We start from the raw sequence: 19,588 nt of genomic DNA on the forward strand, positions 1-19,588 counted from the left end.
CGTTGAAGGGGCAGGAACGGCCCGCGTTTCGTTCAGTTGTCACGGAACGCAACGCGGGCCACCTGGATGCTGCGCCTATTTGGCGTCGACACCGACCGGTTCGGCCTTGGCCGCCGGAGCGGCTTCGGTGGCCGGCGGTGTGGTCTTCCACTTGAAGCGGCGGGCCATGCCGGAGCCTCCCCCGGCCCCGGTCCGGTTCTTGTTGAAGATGTCGAAGCCGACGGCGAGCAGGAGCACCAGGCCCTTGATGAGCTGCTGGTAATCCGTGCCAAGGCCCAGGATGGACATGCCGTTGTTGAGGACGCCCATGATCAGGCCACCGATCATGGCACCGGCCACCGTACCAATACCACCCTGGACCGCAGCGCCACCGATGAAGGCAGCTGCGATGGAGTCGAGCTCGAAGCCGGTGCCGCCTGCTGGCTGTGCCGAGTTCAAACGTGCGGTGAAGACCAGGCCGGCCAGTGCTGCCAGGACGCCCATGTTGACGAACAGGCGGAAGGTGACCTTCTTGGTTTTGATGCCGGAGAGTTCAGCAGCGTGCAGGTTGCCACCGATTGCGTAGGTGTGCCGGCCGAAAATGCTGTTGTTCATCAGCGCCGAGTAGAGGATCACCAGGACGGCCAGGACAATCAGGACAATCGGGGTTCCACGGTAGCTGGCCAGCAGGAAGGTGATGATGAGCATCAGCACTGCGATGAACCCGTTCTTGACGGCGAACCAGGCCATCGGCTCATTCTCCAGGTTGAACTTGCGGCGGACCCGGCGTTCCTTCAGGGCCTGGAACAGGATGGCTGCCGTGCCGCCAACACCCAGGATGACCGTCAGCCATTCAAGGACGGACGTGCCGCCGGAAATGTCCGGGAGGAAGCCACCGCCCAGGGCGCGCAGTTCGCTGGGGAACGGGGTGATCTGCTGGTTCTTCAGGGTGATCAGGGTCAGGCCGCGGAAGATCAGCATGCCTGCAAGCGTGACGATGAAGGCCGGGATGCCCACGTAGGCGATCCAGTAACCCTGCCATGCTCCCACCAGTGCACCCACCAGGAGGCAAGCGGGGATGGCAAGCCACCACGCCCAGCCCCAGTGCACGATCATCACGCCGGCAACGGCACCGATGAAGCCGGCAATGGAACCAACGGAAAGGTCGATGTGGCCTGCGATGATCACCATGACCATGCCGATGGCGAGGATCAGGATGTAGCTGTTCTGTACTACCAGGTTGGTGACATTTTGCGGTTCCAGCAGGATGCCGTTGGTCAGGACCTGGAAGAGGATGACGATGAGGATCAGGGCGACGAAGATGCCAACCTGGCGGAGGCGGCTTGTAAGGAAGCCAAGGGATTCTCGTAGGGCGGACATGTTCGCTATTCCTTCTCTTTGGTCATGTAGTGCATGAGGGTTTCCTGGGTGGCTTCGGCGATGGGGACCTCGCCGGTGATGTGGCCTGCCGACAGTGTGTAGATCCTGTCGCAGATGCCCAGGAGCTCCGGAAGCTCAGATGAGATCACGATGACGGCTTTCCCAGCCGCAGCGAGCTGGGCGATGATCGTGTAGATCTCGAACTTGGCGCCCACGTCGATGCCGCGGGTGGGTTCGTCCAGGATCAGGACGTCCGGGTCCGAGAACATCCATTTGCTCAGCACCACCTTCTGCTGGTTGCCGCCCGAGAGCTTGCCCGTGATGGCCGCAACCGAAGGTGCTTTGATGTTCATGCTCTTCCGGTACTGGTTGGCAACCGTGGTCTCCTTGTTGCCGTCCACCCAGCCTCGTTTGGCCAGCTTGCCCAGGGACGCCATGGAGATGTTCCGCTTGATGTCCTCGATCAGGTTCAAGCCATAGTGCTTCCGGTCCTCGGTGGCGTAGGCGATCCCGTTATCGATGGCGTCGGACACCGTGGAAGTGTTGATTTCCTTGCCGTACTTGTAGACCTTGCCTGAAACGGCGCGGCCGTAGGTGCGGCCGAAGACGCTCATGGCCAGCTCGGTCCGGCCAGCTCCCATGAGTCCTGCCAGGCCAACAACCTCGCCCTTGCGGACATTGAGGTTGGCGTTGTTGACCACCATGCGGGAGTGGTCCTGTGGGTGCTGGACGGTCCAGTCTTCAATGCGGAGGACTTCCTCACCGATGGTGGGAGTCCGGTCCGGGTACAGGCTTTCAAGGTCACGGCCCACCATGCCGCGGATGATGCGTTCCTGGGTGATCTGGCCCTGGTCGAGCCGCAGCGTTTCGATCGACTTGCCGTCGCGGATGATGGTGACGGCGTCTGCCACTTTGCGGATCTCGTTGAGTTTGTGGCTGATGATGATGCTGGTGACGCCCTGGCCCTTGAGGTGCAGGATCAGGTCCAGCAGGTGGTCCGAGTCTTCATCGTTCAGGGCCGCCGTGGGCTCGTCAAGGATAAGGAGCTTCACCTCTTTGGAGAGCGCCTTGGCAATTTCAACCAGCTGCTGCTTGCCGACACTGATGTGTTGGATGGGGGTGACCGGGTTTTCGCTGAGGCCCACCCGGGCCAGTAGCTTTGCGGCTTCCAGGTTCGTTTTCCGCCAGTCCACCCAGCCGTTGTTGGCCAGCTCGTTGCCGAGGTAGATGTTCTCTGCGATGGACAGGTACGGGCTCAAAGCCAGCTCCTGGTGGATGATCACGATGCCGCGCTTCTCGCTGTCCGTGATGCTGGAGAATTCGCAGGGTTCGTTCTCGAAGAGGATGTCGCCGTCGAAAGTGTTGTGGGCGTAAACGCCGGACAGGACTTTCATGAGGGTGGACTTCCCGGCGCCGTTCTCACCGCAGATGGCGTGGACTTCACCTCTGTTGACGTCCAGGGTGACGTCCTGAAGGGCTTTCACCCCGGGGAAAGTCTTGGTGATTCCTCGCATTTGAAGAATGGGTACGTTCATCGTCAATTCCCGCTGACTGGTTGAAACTTGGCCGGGCCGAGGACTCGACAGGCTCTGGAGGAGGCGTGGCTCCGCCGTGCTGCTGGACGGCGGAGCCACGCAGGGTGCTACTTGACGTCAGATTCCTTGTAGTAACCCGAGTCGATGAGTTCCTTCTGGAAGTTGTCCTTGGTGATGATGACGGACTTCAGGAGGAAGGCCGGGACAACCTTGACCTTGTTGTTGTAGGTCTTGGTGTCGTTGGTTTCCGGCTCGGTTCCCTTGAGGACCGCGTCAACCATCTTCACGGCCTGCGCGCCGAGCTGGCGGGTGTCCTTGAAGATCGTGGAGTACTGCTCACCGGCGATGATGGACTTCACAGAGCCCTTCTCGGCGTCCTGGCCCGTCACTACCGGCAGGCTTCCGGTGGAGTAACCGCCGGTGCTGGTCAGTGCGGAGATGATGCCGATGGACAGACCGTCATAAGGGGACAGAACACCGTTGAGCTTGGTGCCTGAGCTGTAGGCGGAGGTGAGGATGTCTTCCATGCGCTTCTGGGCTACGGGTGCCTGCCAGCGAAGGATGGCTGCCTGTTCGAACTTGGTCTGGCCACTGGGAACCTTCAGCGTGCCTGCGTCCATGTAGGGCTTGAGTGTGTCCATGGCGCCGGTCCAGAAGAAGTTGGCGTTGTTGTCGTCAGGGCTGCCGGCGAAGAGCTCAACGTTGAACGGGCCCTTGCCGTCTACTTTCTTGCCGCTTGCGTCAAGAAGACCCAGGCCGGTCAGCAGGGAGGTAGCCTGCTGGACGCCAACGGTGTAGTTGTCGAAGGTGGTGTAGTAGTCGACGTTGGGCGTTCCGTTGATGAGGCGGTCATAAGCGATGACCTTGACGTTCTGCTCTTTGGCCTTGGCCAGGACATCGGTCAGGGTGGTGCCATCGATCGCGGCGATGATGAGTGCCTTGGCACCCTTCGTCAGCATGTTCTCGATCTGGGAAACCTGGGTGGGAATGTCATCGTTGGCGAACTGAAGGTCGGTCTTGTAGCCGAGGTCCTTCAAGGACTTCTCAACGTTGGCGCCGTCAGCGATCCAGCGTTCGGACGTCTGCGTCGGCATCGAAATACCCACCAGTGAATCGGCAGGTTTCGCGGCGCTGCTGGCCTCGGCACCGCCTCCACGGCTGCCGCAGCCAGTGGCTCCGACGGTCAAGGTGAGGACAACCGCTACGGCGCCCAGGAGTTTCTTCAATCTCACGTTGCTCTCCTTCCGCGGCAGCATTGCCGCGAACTCTGATGCAGCCGGAGCATCTGCGCGTCCGGCACGGTAACGCTTTGGTGGGCCTGTGGGCTTGGGGGCGGCACATGCCACTTCAAGGTGGTGCGACTGCCATTGTGAACGCTAACAATACCGTCGGTCAAGTGCTGTAGATCACGAAATGGTTGCAAGCTACTGTCGGGTACCCAACCCTTGACTTGAAACGTTGTTAGCGTTCACAATTGGCGTCCGATTCTTCGCGGAATGCCAAAAACCCGGCACCCCCTTGTGGGCGGTACCGGGTTCAGGCGTTCCTCCGTGATGGCACGAGGAACTCTCCCCTGCTGGGAACAGGGAATCAGAGGCGGGTGTCGAACGAATCGCAGAAGACGTTCTGGTTGAACGTACCTTGGAAATCGGACTTTCCCTGGATCTTCTGGATGGTTGCCCGGATGGCTTCGAGCGAATCCGCGTGCGCATGGATTGCGGTCTTGACCATGGGCACGTCGATCAGATGGTTCGGCTGGTTCAAGGAGACGAACACGGTGGGGACCTCGGTGGCGTACCAAGGAATTTCAGCAGCCATGGGCGAAGACCACTTGATGCGGATCGCCGCCTCCTGGGCAAAGCCCTTGACGTTGGCGAACACGAAAGCAGCGTCGAACCGCTCCGCGTAGTCGCCTGTGGCTTCCTCGGTAAGGACCCGCATGAAGTTCATGCCGGAATCCCCCGCTGCTTCGCGCTGCTCAGCGGTCTTGAACACGCTGACCTCGAAGCCTGCAGCTTCAAGCTCTTCCCGGACGGTGTCCAGATAGCCCAACGGATCGGCGCGGGTAAAGTCCGCGCCACCCGAGACGCCGTAGAGCCGGATACGCTTGTGGGTTTCGGGAGTGAGGGGCAGGTTGTGGGCCGTGTCCTTCACCAGGGTGACGGTCTTGTCAGCTACCTCGGCCGCGACTGCACGATGAGCTTCACTGCCGATGACGGAGAGGGCATCCGCGGAAGGAACCAACGATTCCCGGGAAGCGAGGTGCAGTCCCAGGCTCGCCTTCAGGCCCAGAATCCGCCGAAGTGCATCCTGGAGGCGGGACTCGGAGATGACGCCGGACTTGTAGCCATCCAGCATGTACTGGAAGTCTTCATCCGGGTTCCGGAAGAACAGGAACATATCGCAACCGGCCGCGATGGTGGCCGGCACCAGGTCGCGACGCTTCATGGCCTGCGTCAGGCCTACCATCAGGGAAGCGTCCGTGAGGACCAACCCGTTGAAGCCAAGCTCGCCACGCAGGAGATCCTGCAGCAACTCCGGAGCCAGTGTCGCGGGCAGAACGTCAGCATCAGGCAACCCGGGACGGAAATGCCTGGACACCTCAGGCGCGCCGATGTGGCCCACCATGATGGACTGCACGCCGTGGCCAATCATTTCGCGGTAGACGTGCCCGTACGTCTTGTCCCACTCGTCGTAGGCGAGCGTGTTGTAGGACGTGACCACGTGCTGGTCGCGCTCATCGATGCCGTCGCCCGGGAAGTGCTTCATGGCGCAGGCAGTGGGTGATTCGCTGATGCCGTCGAAGTACTCCTTGGCCCGCTCGACAACGATCTCCGGAGTGTTGCCGAACGCCCGCGTCGAGATCACGGTGTTCCGCCAGTTGTAGTGGATATCCACGATCGGCGCGAAGGCCCAATTGCAACCTAGTGCAGCAGTTTCGACGCCGGCAACCTGGCCCATGCGGCGCGCGATCGACCTGTCCGGGTGGGACCCTGCTTGCAGGTGCGTGGACACGAAGGTGCCGTCGTCGCAGCTGCCCGCGCCACCCATTTCCGGGTTGGAGGCTATGAGCAGCGGGATGCGGGTCTTGGATTGCGCGTAGCGGATATGTTCCTGCACGGCCGTCGACGGGCCAGGGCGGTAGCGCATGCCGCCCACGTGGAAGTTCTCCAGCACACCATCGAGGTACTCCGGGGAGTAGTCGTTGTTGTGGTTGATGAACAGTTGGCCGATCTTTTCCTCGAGTGTCATGCCGCCAAGGGTGCTTTCCACCCAGGTGACTGCGTCGTCGTCGAGATTGTAGGGGGCGGCCTTCAGGTCCACCAGGAACGGACCGGAACCTTCCTTCAGCCAGGTGCTGATCTGATCCACCATGTCCTCCACGGGTTGGGCGATGTCCACGACTATTCCAGCCTCGTCGGACTGCAGCGGCTCCAGGGCTGCCAGCTGCGAATCGAGCAGCGAGGCCGGCATGAAGTGTCCGGGTCGGGCGTTCATGCGCTGGTTCAGCAGGTCGCGCGTGCCTTGCAGGTGTACGAACACCACCGACGGGTCAGCGCTGCGGATGATGTCCCGGTAAGAACGCTTGAGCGCGCTGCACGCGATGATCAAAGAAACGTCCGACGCCGGGAATCGCCTGCCGATTTCCGCCAGCCAAGGTGCGCGGTCGTCGTCGTTCAGCGGAGTACCCGAAGCCATCTTGTCGATGTTCGCCTGGGGGTGCAGGGAATCGCCGTCGAGAAATTCAGCACCGATCCGCTCGGCGAGGGCGGCACCAATGGTGCTCTTGCCACAGCCGGCTACTCCCATCACCACAATGTGGTGGCGAGCGCCGGAGCCCGGTTTACCAATCATGAACCGTACCGTCCACGAGGCGGTTGTAGGGCAGGTAGGCCTGCTGGTACGGGAAGGCCGCTGCGGCTTCCTCGTTGAACTCGACGCCGATGCCCGGCTCGTCGCCGGGGTGCAGGTAGCCGTCCTTGAAGGTCATGGACTGCTGGAAGACCTCGTTGGTCTTGTCCGAGTGCTGCATGTATTCCTGGATGCCGTAGTTGTGGATGGCCAGGCCAACATGCAGCTGGGCGGCGAAGCCCACCGGGGAGATGTCCGTGGGGCCGTGGAAGCCGGACTTGATCTGGTATTGGGCAGCGAAGTCCATGACCTTCTTCAGCGGGGAGATTCCGCCGAAGTGGGTGGAGGCGGCGCGGACGTAGTCGATCAGCTGTTCCTTGATGATGGTCTGGTAGTCGTACACGGTGTTGAAGATTTCGCCGATAGCCAGTGGCGTGGTGGTGTGCTGGCGGACCAAGCGCAAGGCTTCCTGGTTTTCAGCCGGAGTGCAATCCTCCAGCCAGAAGAGGTCGTATGGTTCCAGCGCCTTGCCGAGCTTGGCCGCCTGGATGGGAGTCATGCGGTGGTGGCCGTCGTGCAGCAGCGGGATTTCAGGGCCGAACTCATTGCGTACGGCTTCGAACACGGTGGGCAGGTGGCGGAGGTAAGCGCGGGTGTCCCAGTCTTCTTCCTGCGGGAACGCGCCTCGTCCGGCGGGCTCGTAGTCGTAACGTTCGCCTGAGGCCTGGGCCTGCGCGGCAACACCGTACACGGCCTTGATGCCGGGAATGGCGGTCTGGATGCGGATGGACTTGTAGCCCAGTTCCAGGTGCTCACGAACGGAATCAAACAGCGACGGGATGTCCGCCCCGGAGGCGTGGCCGTAGGCACGGAGCCCGTTGCGCGATGCGCCGCCCAGCAGCTGGTAGACCGGCATCCCCGCCAACTTGCCCTTGATGTCCCACAACGCCATGTCGACGGCGGCAATGGCCGCCATTGTGACCGGGCCCCGGCGCCAGTAGGAGCTGCGGTAGAGGAACTGCCAGGTGTCCTCGATCCGGTGCGGATCCTTGCCGATGAGCAGCTGCGCTACGTGTTCTTTGAGGTACGCGGCGACGGCGAGTTCGCGGCCATTGAGGGTGGCGTCGCCGATGCCCGTCACTCCGTCCTCGGTGGTGATCCGGAGGGTAACGAAGTTTCGGGACGGGCTGGTCACGAAGACTTCAGCGGCAATGATTTTCACAGCTTTTCCTTTCGGGATTCTGCTGGGTGAAGCGTTGCACTCGCATCGACGCGATGTGCGCTTCAGAGATTAAGTAGGATTTTAGTTTGGATTGCAGTTAATGGCAACCGGTTGCCGTTTGTTTTTGATAAATTTAGAGCCTCGACGTTTTGCCCAGCGGGGCAGGGTCAGAAGTGCCGGCGCCGGGTCCATCCGAAGCATGGACCGCCGGCTCCCCGTGCTGCTCCAGCGAGCGGCGCGCCCGGATCTCCCCCACGATCTGCGCGTGCAGAACATCCGTGAGCTTGTACCTGGACATCACTGCAATGGCCAGAATCGTCATGATGGCTGGGAGCGCACCGGCGGCAAACTGGATGCCCAAGACGGCTTCGGCACTCTGCGCCGCGCCGGACTTGTAGCCTCCGAAGGCGAGGCAATAAGCGGCGAGGGCGCCGCCAACAGCCTGGCCGGTTTTCCTGGTGAAGGAGAACAGCGCGTATGTGATTCCCTCGGTGCGGACGCCCGTTTTCCACTCGCCATATTCAACGGTGTCCGCTTCCAGTGCCCACACCACAATGTTGACGGCCATGACACCCATCAGGCTGATGACCAGTCCCGAGAATCCCACCCAAGTCATGAATGCGGGCGCGAAGAAGACGATGATGCCGCCGACCATGGAGAGGATGCCCGCGGTGATGTACACGTTCTTCTTACCCAGTTTCCGGACTAACCTCGGCATCATCGGCGCCATTGCCAGCGTCATGACAAGTTGGACAATTGCCAGCACCGGGTACAGATCCAAGCGGCCCAGGACGTCGCGCAGATAGTAGAGCTGCACGGACGACAGGGCCATGTAACCGGTCAGGAAGAGGAACGAACTCATGCACAGCATGAGCAGCGGACGGTTGGTCTTCAGGGTGTCCATACTCTGCTTGAAGGAAACATTCGGCACCGGGCGGTGGACGCGCTCCTTGGCCGTGAGCACCGTGAAGAAGTACAGCGCAGCGCCGACCATCACGAAAATCAGGGTGATAGTGGTGAACATTGACTGAAGGTCGGCACCCGGCTTGATCAACGGAGCCACGAAGATTCCCAGCGCAGAACCCACCAACAGTGCGCCCACCGCACGGGCCGAGCCAAGCTTGGCGCGATCCTCCGGGTCCTGCGTCATGGCGCCGGCCAGGGAGCCGTACGGAATATTGACCAGCGAATACGCCAGGCCCAGCGCCGCGTAGGTTACGTACGCGTAGAGCAGCGTCCCCGTCTCGCCCAGTTGGGGCACGGAGAACGTGGCCACGCTGAGGAGCAGGAGTGGGATGGACCCAAACATGATGAAGGGCCGGAACTTGCCGAACTTCTTACTGTAACTGCGGTCAACCAGGCGTCCGGCGAAAACGTCGGCGAAGGCGTCGAAGACCCTGACCACCAGGAGCAGCGTGCCTGCTGCGGCAGCCGAAATTCCTGCGACGTCAGTGTAGTAAACGAGGAGGAACATGGTGGCGGTAGTGAAGGCCAGGTTGTTGGCGGCGTCGCCTGCACCATAGCCGGCGATGCTGAGTTTGCTGAGCTTTTTCAATGCGGGCTCCTTTACCCTTCGCGTCATTGCGGTCCGAGTCGACTCGACATGGGCAAGGGCCAACGGAATCGGGGGTTCGGCTTATGCAGCTGTTGTAATTCTAATCACTTTGGCAAGCCGTTGGCAATCGGTTGCCGCAAATTTCCTTGAAAGTTTTACCAAGGGCTTGCAGCCGGCTAACGCTTGCAGAGGGTAAAACAACAGCGGCCCAGACCCCGTGAAATACCAGGGCTGAGCCGCTTCGTCATGTGTAGCCAGAGCTTAGGCCGCCGTCTCCGAGACCCCGGCGTTGGAGGCGGGAACAAAGGCAACGCTGAGCCTATGGACAAGCTCAACGATGGCGGGATCACCGGCAAGTTCCGGGTCCAGCAGCGCCAACAACGCGGAAGTCCGGGCTTCACCGGAGAGCTGGTTCGCGTCAGCCACGGACTCGGACTGCGGGTCCTGCAAACCGGGGCTGGTTGCCACGAACGCCGCCCAGACGGCAATCATCCTCGCAGCCGCAGCCCCTTCCCGCCCTGCAGTTCTCTCCGCGCGCAGCACAGGAATCGCGCGCATCCGCAGCTTAGTGGTTGCGTCCATGGCGATCTGCGCCAAATGGTGCGCGATCCGCGAGTTACCAAAGCGCTCCAGCAACGCGGCCCGGTAGCCGGGTACCCCCAGTTCATCACCGGGAAGGTGGCGGGACGCCTCGTCCCAGAACTCCTCCACCGCCTTGCGGCATACTGAGTCGTTCAACGCCTCGGCCACTGTCGTGTGACCCCGCAACTGCCCGGCATACGCCAGGATCGAATGCGCGCCGTTCAGGAGCCACAGCTTGCGGTTCTCGTACGGTTCGATGTCATCCACGAAGACCGCGCCAGCGTCCTCCCACCGCGGTCGGCCAGCGGGAAAGTCACCGCTGAGAACCCAGTTATGGAACGGCTCGGTGACCACAGGGGCTTCGTCCCGGTACCCGCACGAGGCCGCTACGGCGTCGAGGTCCGCCTCGGTGGTGCGCGGCGTAATCCGGTCCACGGAGGTGCTGACGAAACTGGCGTTTTCCTCAATCCAGGCGGCAAGTCCGGCGTCGAAGGCCCCGGCGATGCCCAGCACCCCATTCCGGGCGACGTTGCCGTTGTCGGAGAGGTTGTCGCAAGAGACCACGGCGAGCGGTCCGGCGTCGGCGTCCCTGCGTGCGGCGAGGCCACGGACCAAGCGGCCCAACGGCGTCGTGGGCTTTTCACCGGCAAGCAGCAGCGGAACGTCGTCGTCACCGAGCCCGTAGGCTGCTTCCGTGATGGTCAGCGTGACCACCGCAGTCCGCGGCGCGGCGAGCAGTTCCACAAGGCGGTCCATGTTGGCGCCATCGGCGGCTTCTACGATGCTGCCAACAACCTCAAAGGCATCACCGGAATCTGCGCGTTCAACAAGGGTGAACAACCCTTCCTGCGCAGCCAGGACCCGGGCGGCGTCGGGGCGGCGTCCGGTGAAGGAAGCGATGCCCCACTCCCCCGAATCGCCGGCGTGCTGCGTGTACCAGGCCTGGTGGGAGCGGTGGAACGCACCCAGGCCGAGGTGCACTATACGAACGGGTGCTTTGTCGGCAGGCGAAACGCCCCGGCTAAGGCGGGGCAGGTTACCGGCGGTCACAGCTTGAACACCCTGCGCGGCGAGGAATCGACGACGTCGAGGATCAGCTCGTGCGCGCGGTCTTCCGTCACGCGGTGCTCGGCGACAAGGCGTGCCAGGAACGATGCTTCAATCCTGCGGGAAGCGTCGTGCCGGGCAGGGATGGAGCAAAACGCGCGGGTGTCATCGATGAAGCCTGATGACCGCGAGAATCCGGCGGTTTCCGTGACTGCTGAGCGGAACCGCAGCATGGCGTCCGGTGCGTCAAGGAACCACCACGGCGCCCCGATGTACACGGAGGGGTAGAAACCGGCCAGCGGCGCCAGTTCGCGTGAAAAGACGGTCTCGTCCAGCGTGAAGAGCACCAGGTGGAAGTCCTTGGCCGTGCCGAAGTCCTGCAGCAGCGGACGGATGGCCTCGGTGTAGTTCACCGCGAACGGAATGTCATGGCCGGTGTCGGCGCCGAATTCATTGAAGGTGGGCTGATGGTGGTTGCGGTAAGACCCCGGGTGGATGGTCATGACCAGCCCGTCCTGCACGGACATCCGGGCCATCTGGTACATCATGTGCGCCTCGAACGCATCCCGGTCCTGTGGCGTGGCCTGACCGGCACGCGCCTTCTCGAAGAGCGCCCCGGCCTCAGCTGCGTCCAGTTTGAGCGTGGCAGGAGTGCGGACGCCGTGGTCCGCGGACACCGCGCCATGCTCCACGAAATAACGACGGCGGTTTTCCAGGGCTGCGATGTAGCCGGCGTAGCCGCTTGCGCCCTCACCGGCGGTTTCGATCAACGCGTCAACGTTGGCGCTCCAGCTGGGGTGGGCCACGTTGAGGTAGGCATCCGGGCGGAAAGTGGGCAGAACGCGGCCGTTGAAACTGGGGTCCTCGGTGAGGGCCCGGTGGCTCGCCAGGTTATCCAAGGGATCGTCCGTGGTGGCCAGGACCTCAATGTTGAAGTCCTTGAAGAGCTGCCGCGGACGGAAGTCCGGCTCCACCAGCTTTGCCGCGATCGCGTCGTAGCTCGCATCGGCCGTCATGTCGCTGAGGTCGGCTCCGAGCTTGAATACGTCGTCGAATTGGGTGCGCAGCCAATAGCCGGAGGCGGTGCCCTCAAAGAGCGGCCAGGCGTCTACGAACTGCCGCCAGATTTCGCGTGATTCCGGCGCGGAGGCAGTGCCAGTCAGCAACTGGCCCATCGGAACACCATTGGCGTGGATCAGGCGGGTGACGTAGTGGTCGGGGCTGACCAGCAGGGCGGCGGGATCGGGGAACGGCGTGTTCTGCTCGATGACAGCGGCGTCAACGTGGCCGTGCGGGGAGATGATGGGCAGGTCCTGAACGCGCTCCAGCAAGGAGCGCGCAATGCTGCGGGTCCCGGGATCTGCGGGCAGGAGCCTGTCAGGGTGTGCGGCAATGGACTGTGACATAGGTCAATCTTGCGACTCGCTTGCCATCCTTGTCAACCGGTTGCCAAAAATTGCCAACTAGTTGCTACGAGGTACTTCCTGAGCGGGGTTGCCTAGGTGAGCAGCCTGCCGCTGGAGCCGCGCACCACGAGTTCGGTTTCCACGCTCACTGCCTCTTCTGGAGCATCGTGGCCCTGGAGGACGTCCAGCAGGATAGTCACGGCGCGGGTGCCGCACTCCCCCAATGGTGAACGCACCGTGGTCAGTGCAGGGGTGGTGAAGTCCGCGCCAAAGATGTCATCGAAGCCAACAATGCTGATCTGGTCGGGAACGCGCATGCCTCCGGCCTGCAGCTCCTGCATCAAACCGATGGCAAGGAGATCGTTGTAGGTGATGACCGCCGTCGCCCCGCTTTCCAGGACTTCGCGCGCAACCTGCCTGCCGCCGTCGACCGTTGGCTTGGACGATTCAAGGCGCGCGGCGCTGAGCTTGGACCATTCCGCAGCGGCTTTGACACCTTCCCAACGGCGGCCCGTCATCCACGATTGCGCCGGCCCAGCAACATACGCGAGCTTCTGGTGGCCGTTGGCTGCAAGGCTCCGGACGGCCTCGCTGATGCCCTTGTTGACGTCCGGAACCACGCACGGCACGCCTTCGATTTCGCGGTTGATGACCACCACCGGCTTGTCCGCTGACAAGGCGCGGATATGGTCGTCGTCCATGCGTGGACTCGCCAGGATGAGGCCGTCTACCGTGCTCAGGAGGCGTCGGGCAGCGGTAACTTCGGTCTCCGGTGACTCTGCGGATTCAGCCAGGACCAGCGTGTAATCGCGGGCTGATCCGGTGGTTTCCGCGCCACGGATGATGTCAAAGAAGGTGGGATTGGTGATGTCCGCGACGATCAGCCCGATGGTCTGGGTGCGCCCCGTCGGCAACGCGCGGGCGAACGGGTTCACCTGGTAGTTCAATTGCTCAGCCGCGTCCTCGATGATTTTCTGTGTCTTCGCGCTGACCCTGCCCGGCTTGCTCAAGGCGCGCGACACCGTCGATGGGTTCACCCCTGCGAGCTTTGCGATGTCATAGATGGTGGCCGAGGACTTTTCCCCTCGGCCACGCTTGGTGGGGGCGGTTGCTGCTCCGGGGCTCGTCAGGTCGGTCACCGCTCCATCGTAGACCTCGTGGCAACAAAACAGGCCGGTTGCCAAAAGAATGTTGACAACCGGCCCGCTTCGAATGGGCTAGGAACGCTCGGGGAACTTGCCTTCTTCAGCGATGCGCTTGTTCAGCTCCTGCAGGAAGTCGTCCTCGTCGAAGTCCAGGGCGACTTCCTTGCCGGTCCAGCTGGAGAGGTGGATGGCGTTGGCCAAGCGGACACCGTTGATGCCGTCGGAACCCGGGGCAAGCAACGGCGTGCCGTCGAGGATGTTGGCAGCGAAGTTCTCCAAAACACCTGCGTGTTGACCGCCCCAGACCGACTCAAACTCAATCACTTCAGTGCTGTACAACTCTTCGCGGTTTAACTGGCCCATGAAGAGCTTCCGAACATCGTCCATGCCCATGGAGTCGCTGATCTCACGTTCAGGTTTTACCAGGCGGGTGACAGTGGCAACCTTGCTGTCCTCCACGACGATCTTGCCCTGGTCGCCAAGGATTTCGAACCTGTCGGTTCCCACAATGTCGTGGGTCGCCGTGACGAAAACGCCAGTGGCGCCGTCGCCATAATCCACTACCGCGGTAACTTCATCCTCGACGGCGATGTCCCGCCGGAAGCCGAACGCCACCTTGGAATACACGGACTTGGGGACCCCGCAGATCCACTGCCACAGGTCCAGCTGGTGCGGGGCCTGGTTGACCAGGACACCGCCGCCTTCGCCGCCCCACGTGGCGCGCCATTCGCTGGAGTTGTAGTAACCCTGCGGACGCCACCAGTTGGTGATGATCCAGTTGGTGCGGCGAATGCTGCCGATCTCGCCGTTGTCGACGATTTCCTTGAGCTTCTTGTAGAGGGGGTTGTTGCGCTGGTTGAACATGATCCCGAAGGACAGCTCTGGTTTGGAAGCAGCGAACTCATTCAGTTCCTTGACCTGCTTGGTGTAAACGCCGGCGGGCTTCTCGACAAGGGCGTGAACGTTGCGCTTGAGGGTTTCAATGCCCATCTCGGGGTGCAGGAAATGCGGCACGCAGGTGACGATAGCGTCTACGGAACCACTGTCCAGCATCGCGATGTAGTCGTCGTAGAACGGAACCTCCGGGTACTGGGACTCGGCGAGTTCCTTCTTGGCAGGGTCAACGTCGCAGACGGCACCGATCTCCATGTTCGGTACGAGTCCGTCTTTGATGAACCTGGCGTACGCGCCACCCTGCTGGCCCAGGCCGATAATGCCAAGGCGTACTTTCTTGCTCATGAGTGTTTTCTCCTGTGTTGGAAGGTCTAGAAAAGGTCGCCGTGGCCCATGGCCACCAGGTTGTCGTACGAGGTTTGGAGCGCGTCCCAAACGGTGCGGCCGTACAGCTCGTCCTGTTCCACGAGCAGGTACTGGGCGCCTGCAGCCACAGCGGCGGGCACGATCGATGGGAAGTCCAGGTTGCCCTCGCCCACTTCGGCGAACTGGACAACATTCTTGAACGCGGCCATGAAGGCCGGGAAGTCGCCCTTCTCCAGGAGCCCGAACGCGGCCTCCGGCATTTGTCCGATCCGGTAGTCCTTAAGGTGCACCATGGCCGTGTTGCCCGCGTACTTTTCCAGTGTGCGGACCGGATCCAGGCCTCCCCGTTGGACCCAGTGGACATCGATTTCCATCCCCATCGCCGGGGAGTTGTCCGCGATGATGTCCAGCATGTATTTACCGTCAAACTTCGCGAACTCAATGTGGTGGTTGTGGTAGTAAAGACCGATCCCGTGTTCCTGCAACCGCTCGGCGTAACCGTTGGCCTGCTTGGCGAACTCCACCACGGCGTCCAGGGACTTCATGGCCGGGAACGGCAACATACCGATACGCAGCAGCGAGGTGTCCAGCCGCTTCGCATCGTCCACAATCTTGTCGAAATTCTCTGCCAGGGATTCCACCGGCATTCCCTTGCGGCCTTCCACGTTGACCGAGAGCGCGGCGATGTCCATGCCCAGCTCCGAGCGTGAGCGGCCGAGTTCTTCAACGTTTTCCGGGGTCATGGGGATCTGGGAGATCTCCACTGCGTTGTATCCGATTGCGTTGACTTTCCGCAGGGTTTCGAAAGCTCCGACTTCGGCGAAGCTATCCTTCAACATCATCGCCTGTACGCCTATTTTTGCCACTGTGTTCCTCCGTGGTGTTGTGGGCCCGCGAGGACCCTTTGGTATCCGCTGGCTGTCGTTGCCCTCAGGCCACGGCACCCGCTTGTTCGTTTTGACGTTGTTGGTTGGCCAGAAGCCTGTGCCTGTCTGCCCGGCGTTGTTCCTGCCGGTCGGGGTCGGGCACGGGTGAGGCGAGCAGGAGCCGCTGCGTATAGGGGTGTTCGGGATCCCGGGTGACAACCTCCGCCGGGCCCTGCTCCACGATTTCGCCGTGGTACATGACGGCAACCCGGTGGCTGATGTGCCGTACGACGTCGAGGTCGTGGGACACGAACAGGTAGGAAACGCCGGTGTCCCTCTGGATCTGCAGGAACAGGTCCAGGACACGGGCCTGGGTGGAAAGGTCCAGTGCGCTGACGGGTTCGTCGCACACGATCAGCTTGGGAGAGAGCGCCAACGCCCGGGCAATCGCGACGCGCTGCCGCTGACCGCCGCTGAATTCACGGGGGAGGCGGTGGATCGCGTCCGATGGCAACCCCACCTGGTCCAGCAGCTCCCTGACCCGCTTCTTGGCCGCGGCCGGCTCCATGCCCTGCACGGCCAGCGGTTCGGCGAGGATGTCGCCGATTTCCAGCGCCGGGTTCAGCGAGGTGTAGGGGTCCTGGAAGACCACCTGCAGGTCGCGGCTGAGGGTTCGGCGCTCCTTGCGCGAAGCATTGCTGATGTCATTGCCTTCGAAGATGACCTTACCGGCGGTCACCGGTGCAAGGCCCAGGACAGCGCGGCCAAGGGTGGTCTTCCCGGAACCTGACTCCCCCACCAGCCCCAGGGTCTCTCCTTGGCCAATAGTGATGTTGATGTCGGTCAGCGCGCGGAATGGCTTGGCCCGGAATCGCTTGCTTGGGTACTCGACCACCAGGTTTTCCACTGACAACAGTGGCGCATTTTTCGGTGCTTCAACAGAGGTACTCATGCCACCGGCTCCTTCTGTGGGGTGACAAGCATGGTCATGGGGGTCTTTCCTTCAAGCATGGATCCCAGGAGTGTCTGCGTGTACTGCTCTTTCGGGTTGCGGAGAATGTCCCGGACTGTGCCTTCTTCCACCAACCTCCCGTTCTGCATCACGGCCACGCGGTCGCAGAGGTCGGCGACTACACCGAAGTTGTGGGTCACCAGGATGACGCCGATGTTGAGCCGCTGCTGCAGCTCGCGAAGGAGGTCCAACACATCCGCCTGGACAGTGACGTCCAGCGCGGTGGTCGGTTCGTCCGCTATCACCAGGTCCGGTTCGCAGCTGATGGCGCCGGCGATGAGCACACGCTGTGCCATACCGCCGGAGACCTCGTGCGGGTAGGCATCGAAGGTGCGTTCCGGGTTGGCGATTCCGACGTCGGTGAGCAGCTTGAGTGCCCGGGTCCGGGCCTCGGCTTTGGTGATCCCAAGGACGCGCACCATCGGGGTGACCAGTTGATAGCCGATGGTGAAAGCGGGATCCAGGTTGCTCATGGGTTCCTGCGGAATATAGGAGATCCGCTTACCGCGCAGCTTGGACAGCCGCTCCTGGTTGACGCGGTCATCGCCGGGAGCCACCGTGTAGTTGCCGTCGAACTGGATGGAGCCACCCACAATCCGGGCGTTGTCCGGCAGCAGGCCAAGGATGGAGAACGCGGTTTGGGACTTGCCCGAGCCCGACTCGCCAACGATGCCCAGGATCTCGCCACGGTCCACGTGGAACGAGACATCGTCCACAACCTTCTTGACCGAACCGTCCGCCTGCGGATAGCCGACGCCGAGGTTGGTCACCTTGATCAGGTGGTGCTCGGTTCCAAGCTCGACGGCGGCCACGGACTTCCGTGACTGGCGTGCCTTGGCGGGTTCCGCCGTCGTGCCTTCAGCTGTAGCAACCGACCGCTTCTTGCGGTGCTTGATCTTTTCGCCGTCTTCCAGTGCGTCACGGATGGCGTTGCCTAAGAGGACGAGTCCACCGATGGTGAGTGCCATGGCCAGGGCCGGCCAAAGCAGCAAGGTGGGAGTGAGGTAGACGTTCTTGAAGCCTTCGGAGAGCATGACGCCCCACGTGGCCTTGGTGGGATCGCCCAGGCCAAGGAACTCAAGGCCGGACTGGATGGCGATGGCCACACCGGCGATCGCCGCGGTCTGGATGATGATGGGGGCGCGGACCACGGAGAAGATGTGCCGGGCGATGATGCTCAGGTCCGAGAGCCCGGAGACCCTGGCTGCGTCGACGTAGAGCTCGTTGCGGACCGACTGGACCGCGGTACGGGTCAAGCGGAAGTACGACGGACTGATCAGGACACCGAAGGCGATCATCGAAATCCATACCGAGGGCCCGAAGGCAGCACGAATGGTGAGCAGGACAATCAGGCCGGGCAGGCTCATGAGGATGCTGACCACCCAGTTGGAGACTGCCTCGAACTTTCCGGCGTAGTAGCCGGCGATCAGGCCGGCCGGCAGGCCGATGGCGATAGCGACACCGGCACAAAGCAGCGCGGACAGCAGCGTGAGTTGGGCACCGAAGAGCAGGCGGCTCCAGGTGTCCCGGCCGGCGCTGTCTGTGCCCAGGATGTTTACGGAGTCTGCAGGGGCAAGGGTTTTGGAGATGTTCGCGAAGTTCTCCTCGAACGGCGCAAGGACCGGAGCGAAGATGGCCAGGATGGCGATGGTCCCCAGGATGACCAGCGAGGCTATACCCAGCGGGTTCCTGATCAGGCGGCGCATCACGGTGGAGCGGACCACTGTGCCGCTCTGGCCGGTTCCTGGCTTCGCCGCAAGGCCTGCGGCGTCCGCGGTTACTGCTGATGAATCTATGGAGTCGCTCATGAGACACGTACTTTCGGGTTGAGCCAACCATTGAGGATGTCCACCAGGAGATTGACGACGATGACCACCACCACGGTGTACATCACCACCCCCATGACGACGGGAAGGTCGGACTGGCCGGTCGCTGCTACCGCGAGGGGGCCCATTCCGGGGAGGGCGAAGATCTGTTCGATGATCACCACGCCGCCCAGCATGCCGATCAACTGCAGGCTCAACACCGTCAGGCCTGCCGGAGCAGCGCTGCGCAGCACGTGCTTGAAGAGGATTTCCCGCTCGCCGATACCGCGGCTGCGCAGGGTCCGGACGTAGTCACGTTCGAGCTGCTTGATCACGGCGCTGCGGATTTGCTGCGCTCCGCCGGTGACCCCGTTGATGAGCAAGGCAATGACGGGAAGCGTCATGGACACCACCCACGCTTCGGGTCCCACTTCCGGAGAGATGGTGCTGGTGGCCGGGAAGAGGCCCAGCTGGATGGCCAGGATGGTCACCAGGAAGACGCCGATGACATACCCCGGGATGGAGTCGCCAACGATTGCGCCGATCTGGACCACCCTGTCCACCCAGCCGCGCTTCACGGCTGCGGCAACGCCGATAAGCGCTGCGCAAAGGGCGATCAGGATCATTGCGGTGAAGACCATGGTCATGGTCACGGGGATCCGGGTGGCCAGGGAGTTGGCCACAGGCTCGGACGTGAACCACGAGGCTCCAAGGTTTCCTGTCAGGGCATCACCCAACCAGGCGAAGTAACGGGTCACAAGCGGCTGGTCGAGCCCCAGTTCCTGTTCCTTCAGGGCAACTTGTTCCGGGGTGGCTTGGTCGCCAAGGATGTTCTGGGCGATGCTACCGCTGGAGATGTAGAGCAGCGTGAAGGTGAGCGCCGAGACGACGAACAGCACCACCAGACCGCTTCCCAGCCTTTTCGCAATGAACTTGATCATG

Annotated in this window: 14 protein-coding genes; all 14 read right to left on the minus strand. The window is 62.2% G+C overall.

All coding sequences use genetic code 11. The features are described 5' to 3' along the window. Positions 1 to 75 precede the first annotated feature (75 nt). A complete protein-coding gene (gene mmsB / locus LRQ04_RS15985; protein ID WP_235521355.1) occupies positions 76 to 1,359 on the minus strand; it encodes a multiple monosaccharide ABC transporter permease in 1,284 nt (427 codons plus the stop codon). 5 nt (positions 1,360 to 1,364) lie between these two features. After that, entirely contained in the window at positions 1,365 to 2,894 is a 1,530-nt protein-coding gene (gene mmsA, locus LRQ04_RS15990) for a multiple monosaccharide ABC transporter ATP-binding protein (protein WP_235521356.1), read from the minus strand. Positions 2,895 to 3,001: 107 nt separating this feature from the next. Continuing rightward, on the minus strand, positions 3,002 to 4,126 hold the full coding sequence (gene chvE / locus LRQ04_RS15995) for a multiple monosaccharide ABC transporter substrate-binding protein (RefSeq protein ID WP_350309812.1): 1,125 nt from the start codon (positions 4,124 to 4,126) through the stop codon (positions 3,002 to 3,004). Positions 4,127 to 4,484: 358 nt separating this feature from the next. After that, a complete protein-coding gene (locus LRQ04_RS16000; RefSeq protein WP_235521358.1) occupies positions 4,485 to 6,749 on the minus strand; it encodes a gluconokinase, GntK/IdnK-type in 2,265 nt (754 codons plus the stop codon). Beyond that, on the minus strand, positions 6,739 to 7,968 hold the full coding sequence (gene manD / locus LRQ04_RS16005; protein WP_235521359.1) for a D-mannonate dehydratase ManD: 1,230 nt from the start codon (positions 7,966 to 7,968) through the stop codon (positions 6,739 to 6,741). Before manD ends, LRQ04_RS16000 begins: the two co-directional genes overlap by 11 nt. Positions 7,969 to 8,101: 133 nt before the next feature. Then, positions 8,102 to 9,523: a glucuronide transporter gene (gene uidB, locus LRQ04_RS16010; protein ID WP_235521360.1), complete on the minus strand. Its 1,422-nt coding sequence runs from the start codon at positions 9,521 to 9,523 to the stop codon at positions 8,102 to 8,104. A gap of 261 nt (positions 9,524 to 9,784) precedes the next feature. Continuing rightward, positions 9,785 to 11,155 (minus strand): mannitol dehydrogenase family protein, encoded by a 1,371-nt coding sequence (locus LRQ04_RS16015; RefSeq protein WP_235521361.1) that lies wholly within the window; start codon positions 11,153 to 11,155, stop codon positions 9,785 to 9,787. After that, complete coding sequence (uxaC, locus tag LRQ04_RS16020; protein WP_235521362.1) at positions 11,152 to 12,558, minus strand: glucuronate isomerase; 1,407 nt, start codon at positions 12,556 to 12,558, stop codon at positions 11,152 to 11,154. The genes LRQ04_RS16015 and uxaC overlap by 4 nt, the downstream gene beginning before the upstream one ends. A 92-nt stretch (positions 12,559 to 12,650) precedes the next feature. Then, positions 12,651 to 13,697 (minus strand): LacI family DNA-binding transcriptional regulator, encoded by a 1,047-nt coding sequence (locus LRQ04_RS16025; protein WP_235521363.1) that lies wholly within the window; start codon positions 13,695 to 13,697, stop codon positions 12,651 to 12,653. Between the two features lie 78 nt (positions 13,698 to 13,775). Beyond that, the gene (locus LRQ04_RS16030) at positions 13,776 to 14,942 is read right to left on the minus strand and encodes a Gfo/Idh/MocA family protein (protein ID WP_235521364.1); all 1,167 of its coding nucleotides are present in this window, start codon (positions 14,940 to 14,942) and stop codon (positions 13,776 to 13,778) included. A 26-nt stretch (positions 14,943 to 14,968) separates the two neighbouring features. Continuing rightward, positions 14,969 to 15,805 carry a sugar phosphate isomerase/epimerase gene (locus tag LRQ04_RS16035; RefSeq protein WP_235521365.1) on the minus strand — a complete coding sequence of 279 codons (837 nt, stop codon included), beginning with the start codon at positions 15,803 to 15,805 and terminating at the stop codon, positions 14,969 to 14,971. An 88-nt stretch (positions 15,806 to 15,893) separates the two neighbouring features. Next, complete coding sequence (locus LRQ04_RS16040) at positions 15,894 to 16,781, minus strand: ATP-binding cassette domain-containing protein (RefSeq protein ID WP_235521366.1); 888 nt, start codon at positions 16,779 to 16,781, stop codon at positions 15,894 to 15,896. Continuing rightward, positions 16,778 to 18,649: a dipeptide/oligopeptide/nickel ABC transporter permease/ATP-binding protein gene (locus LRQ04_RS16045; protein WP_235521367.1), complete on the minus strand. Its 1,872-nt coding sequence runs from the start codon at positions 18,647 to 18,649 to the stop codon at positions 16,778 to 16,780. The genes LRQ04_RS16040 and LRQ04_RS16045 overlap by 4 nt, the downstream gene beginning before the upstream one ends. Continuing rightward, on the minus strand, positions 18,646 to 19,587 hold the full coding sequence (locus tag LRQ04_RS16050; RefSeq protein ID WP_235521368.1) for an ABC transporter permease: 942 nt from the start codon (positions 19,585 to 19,587) through the stop codon (positions 18,646 to 18,648). Before LRQ04_RS16050 ends, LRQ04_RS16045 begins: the two co-directional genes overlap by 4 nt. Between the last annotated feature and the right edge of the window lies 1 nt (position 19,588).

The organism is Paenarthrobacter sp. AR 02 (genome assembly GCF_021538675.1).
Classification (GTDB): domain Bacteria; phylum Actinomycetota; class Actinomycetes; order Actinomycetales; family Micrococcaceae; genus Arthrobacter.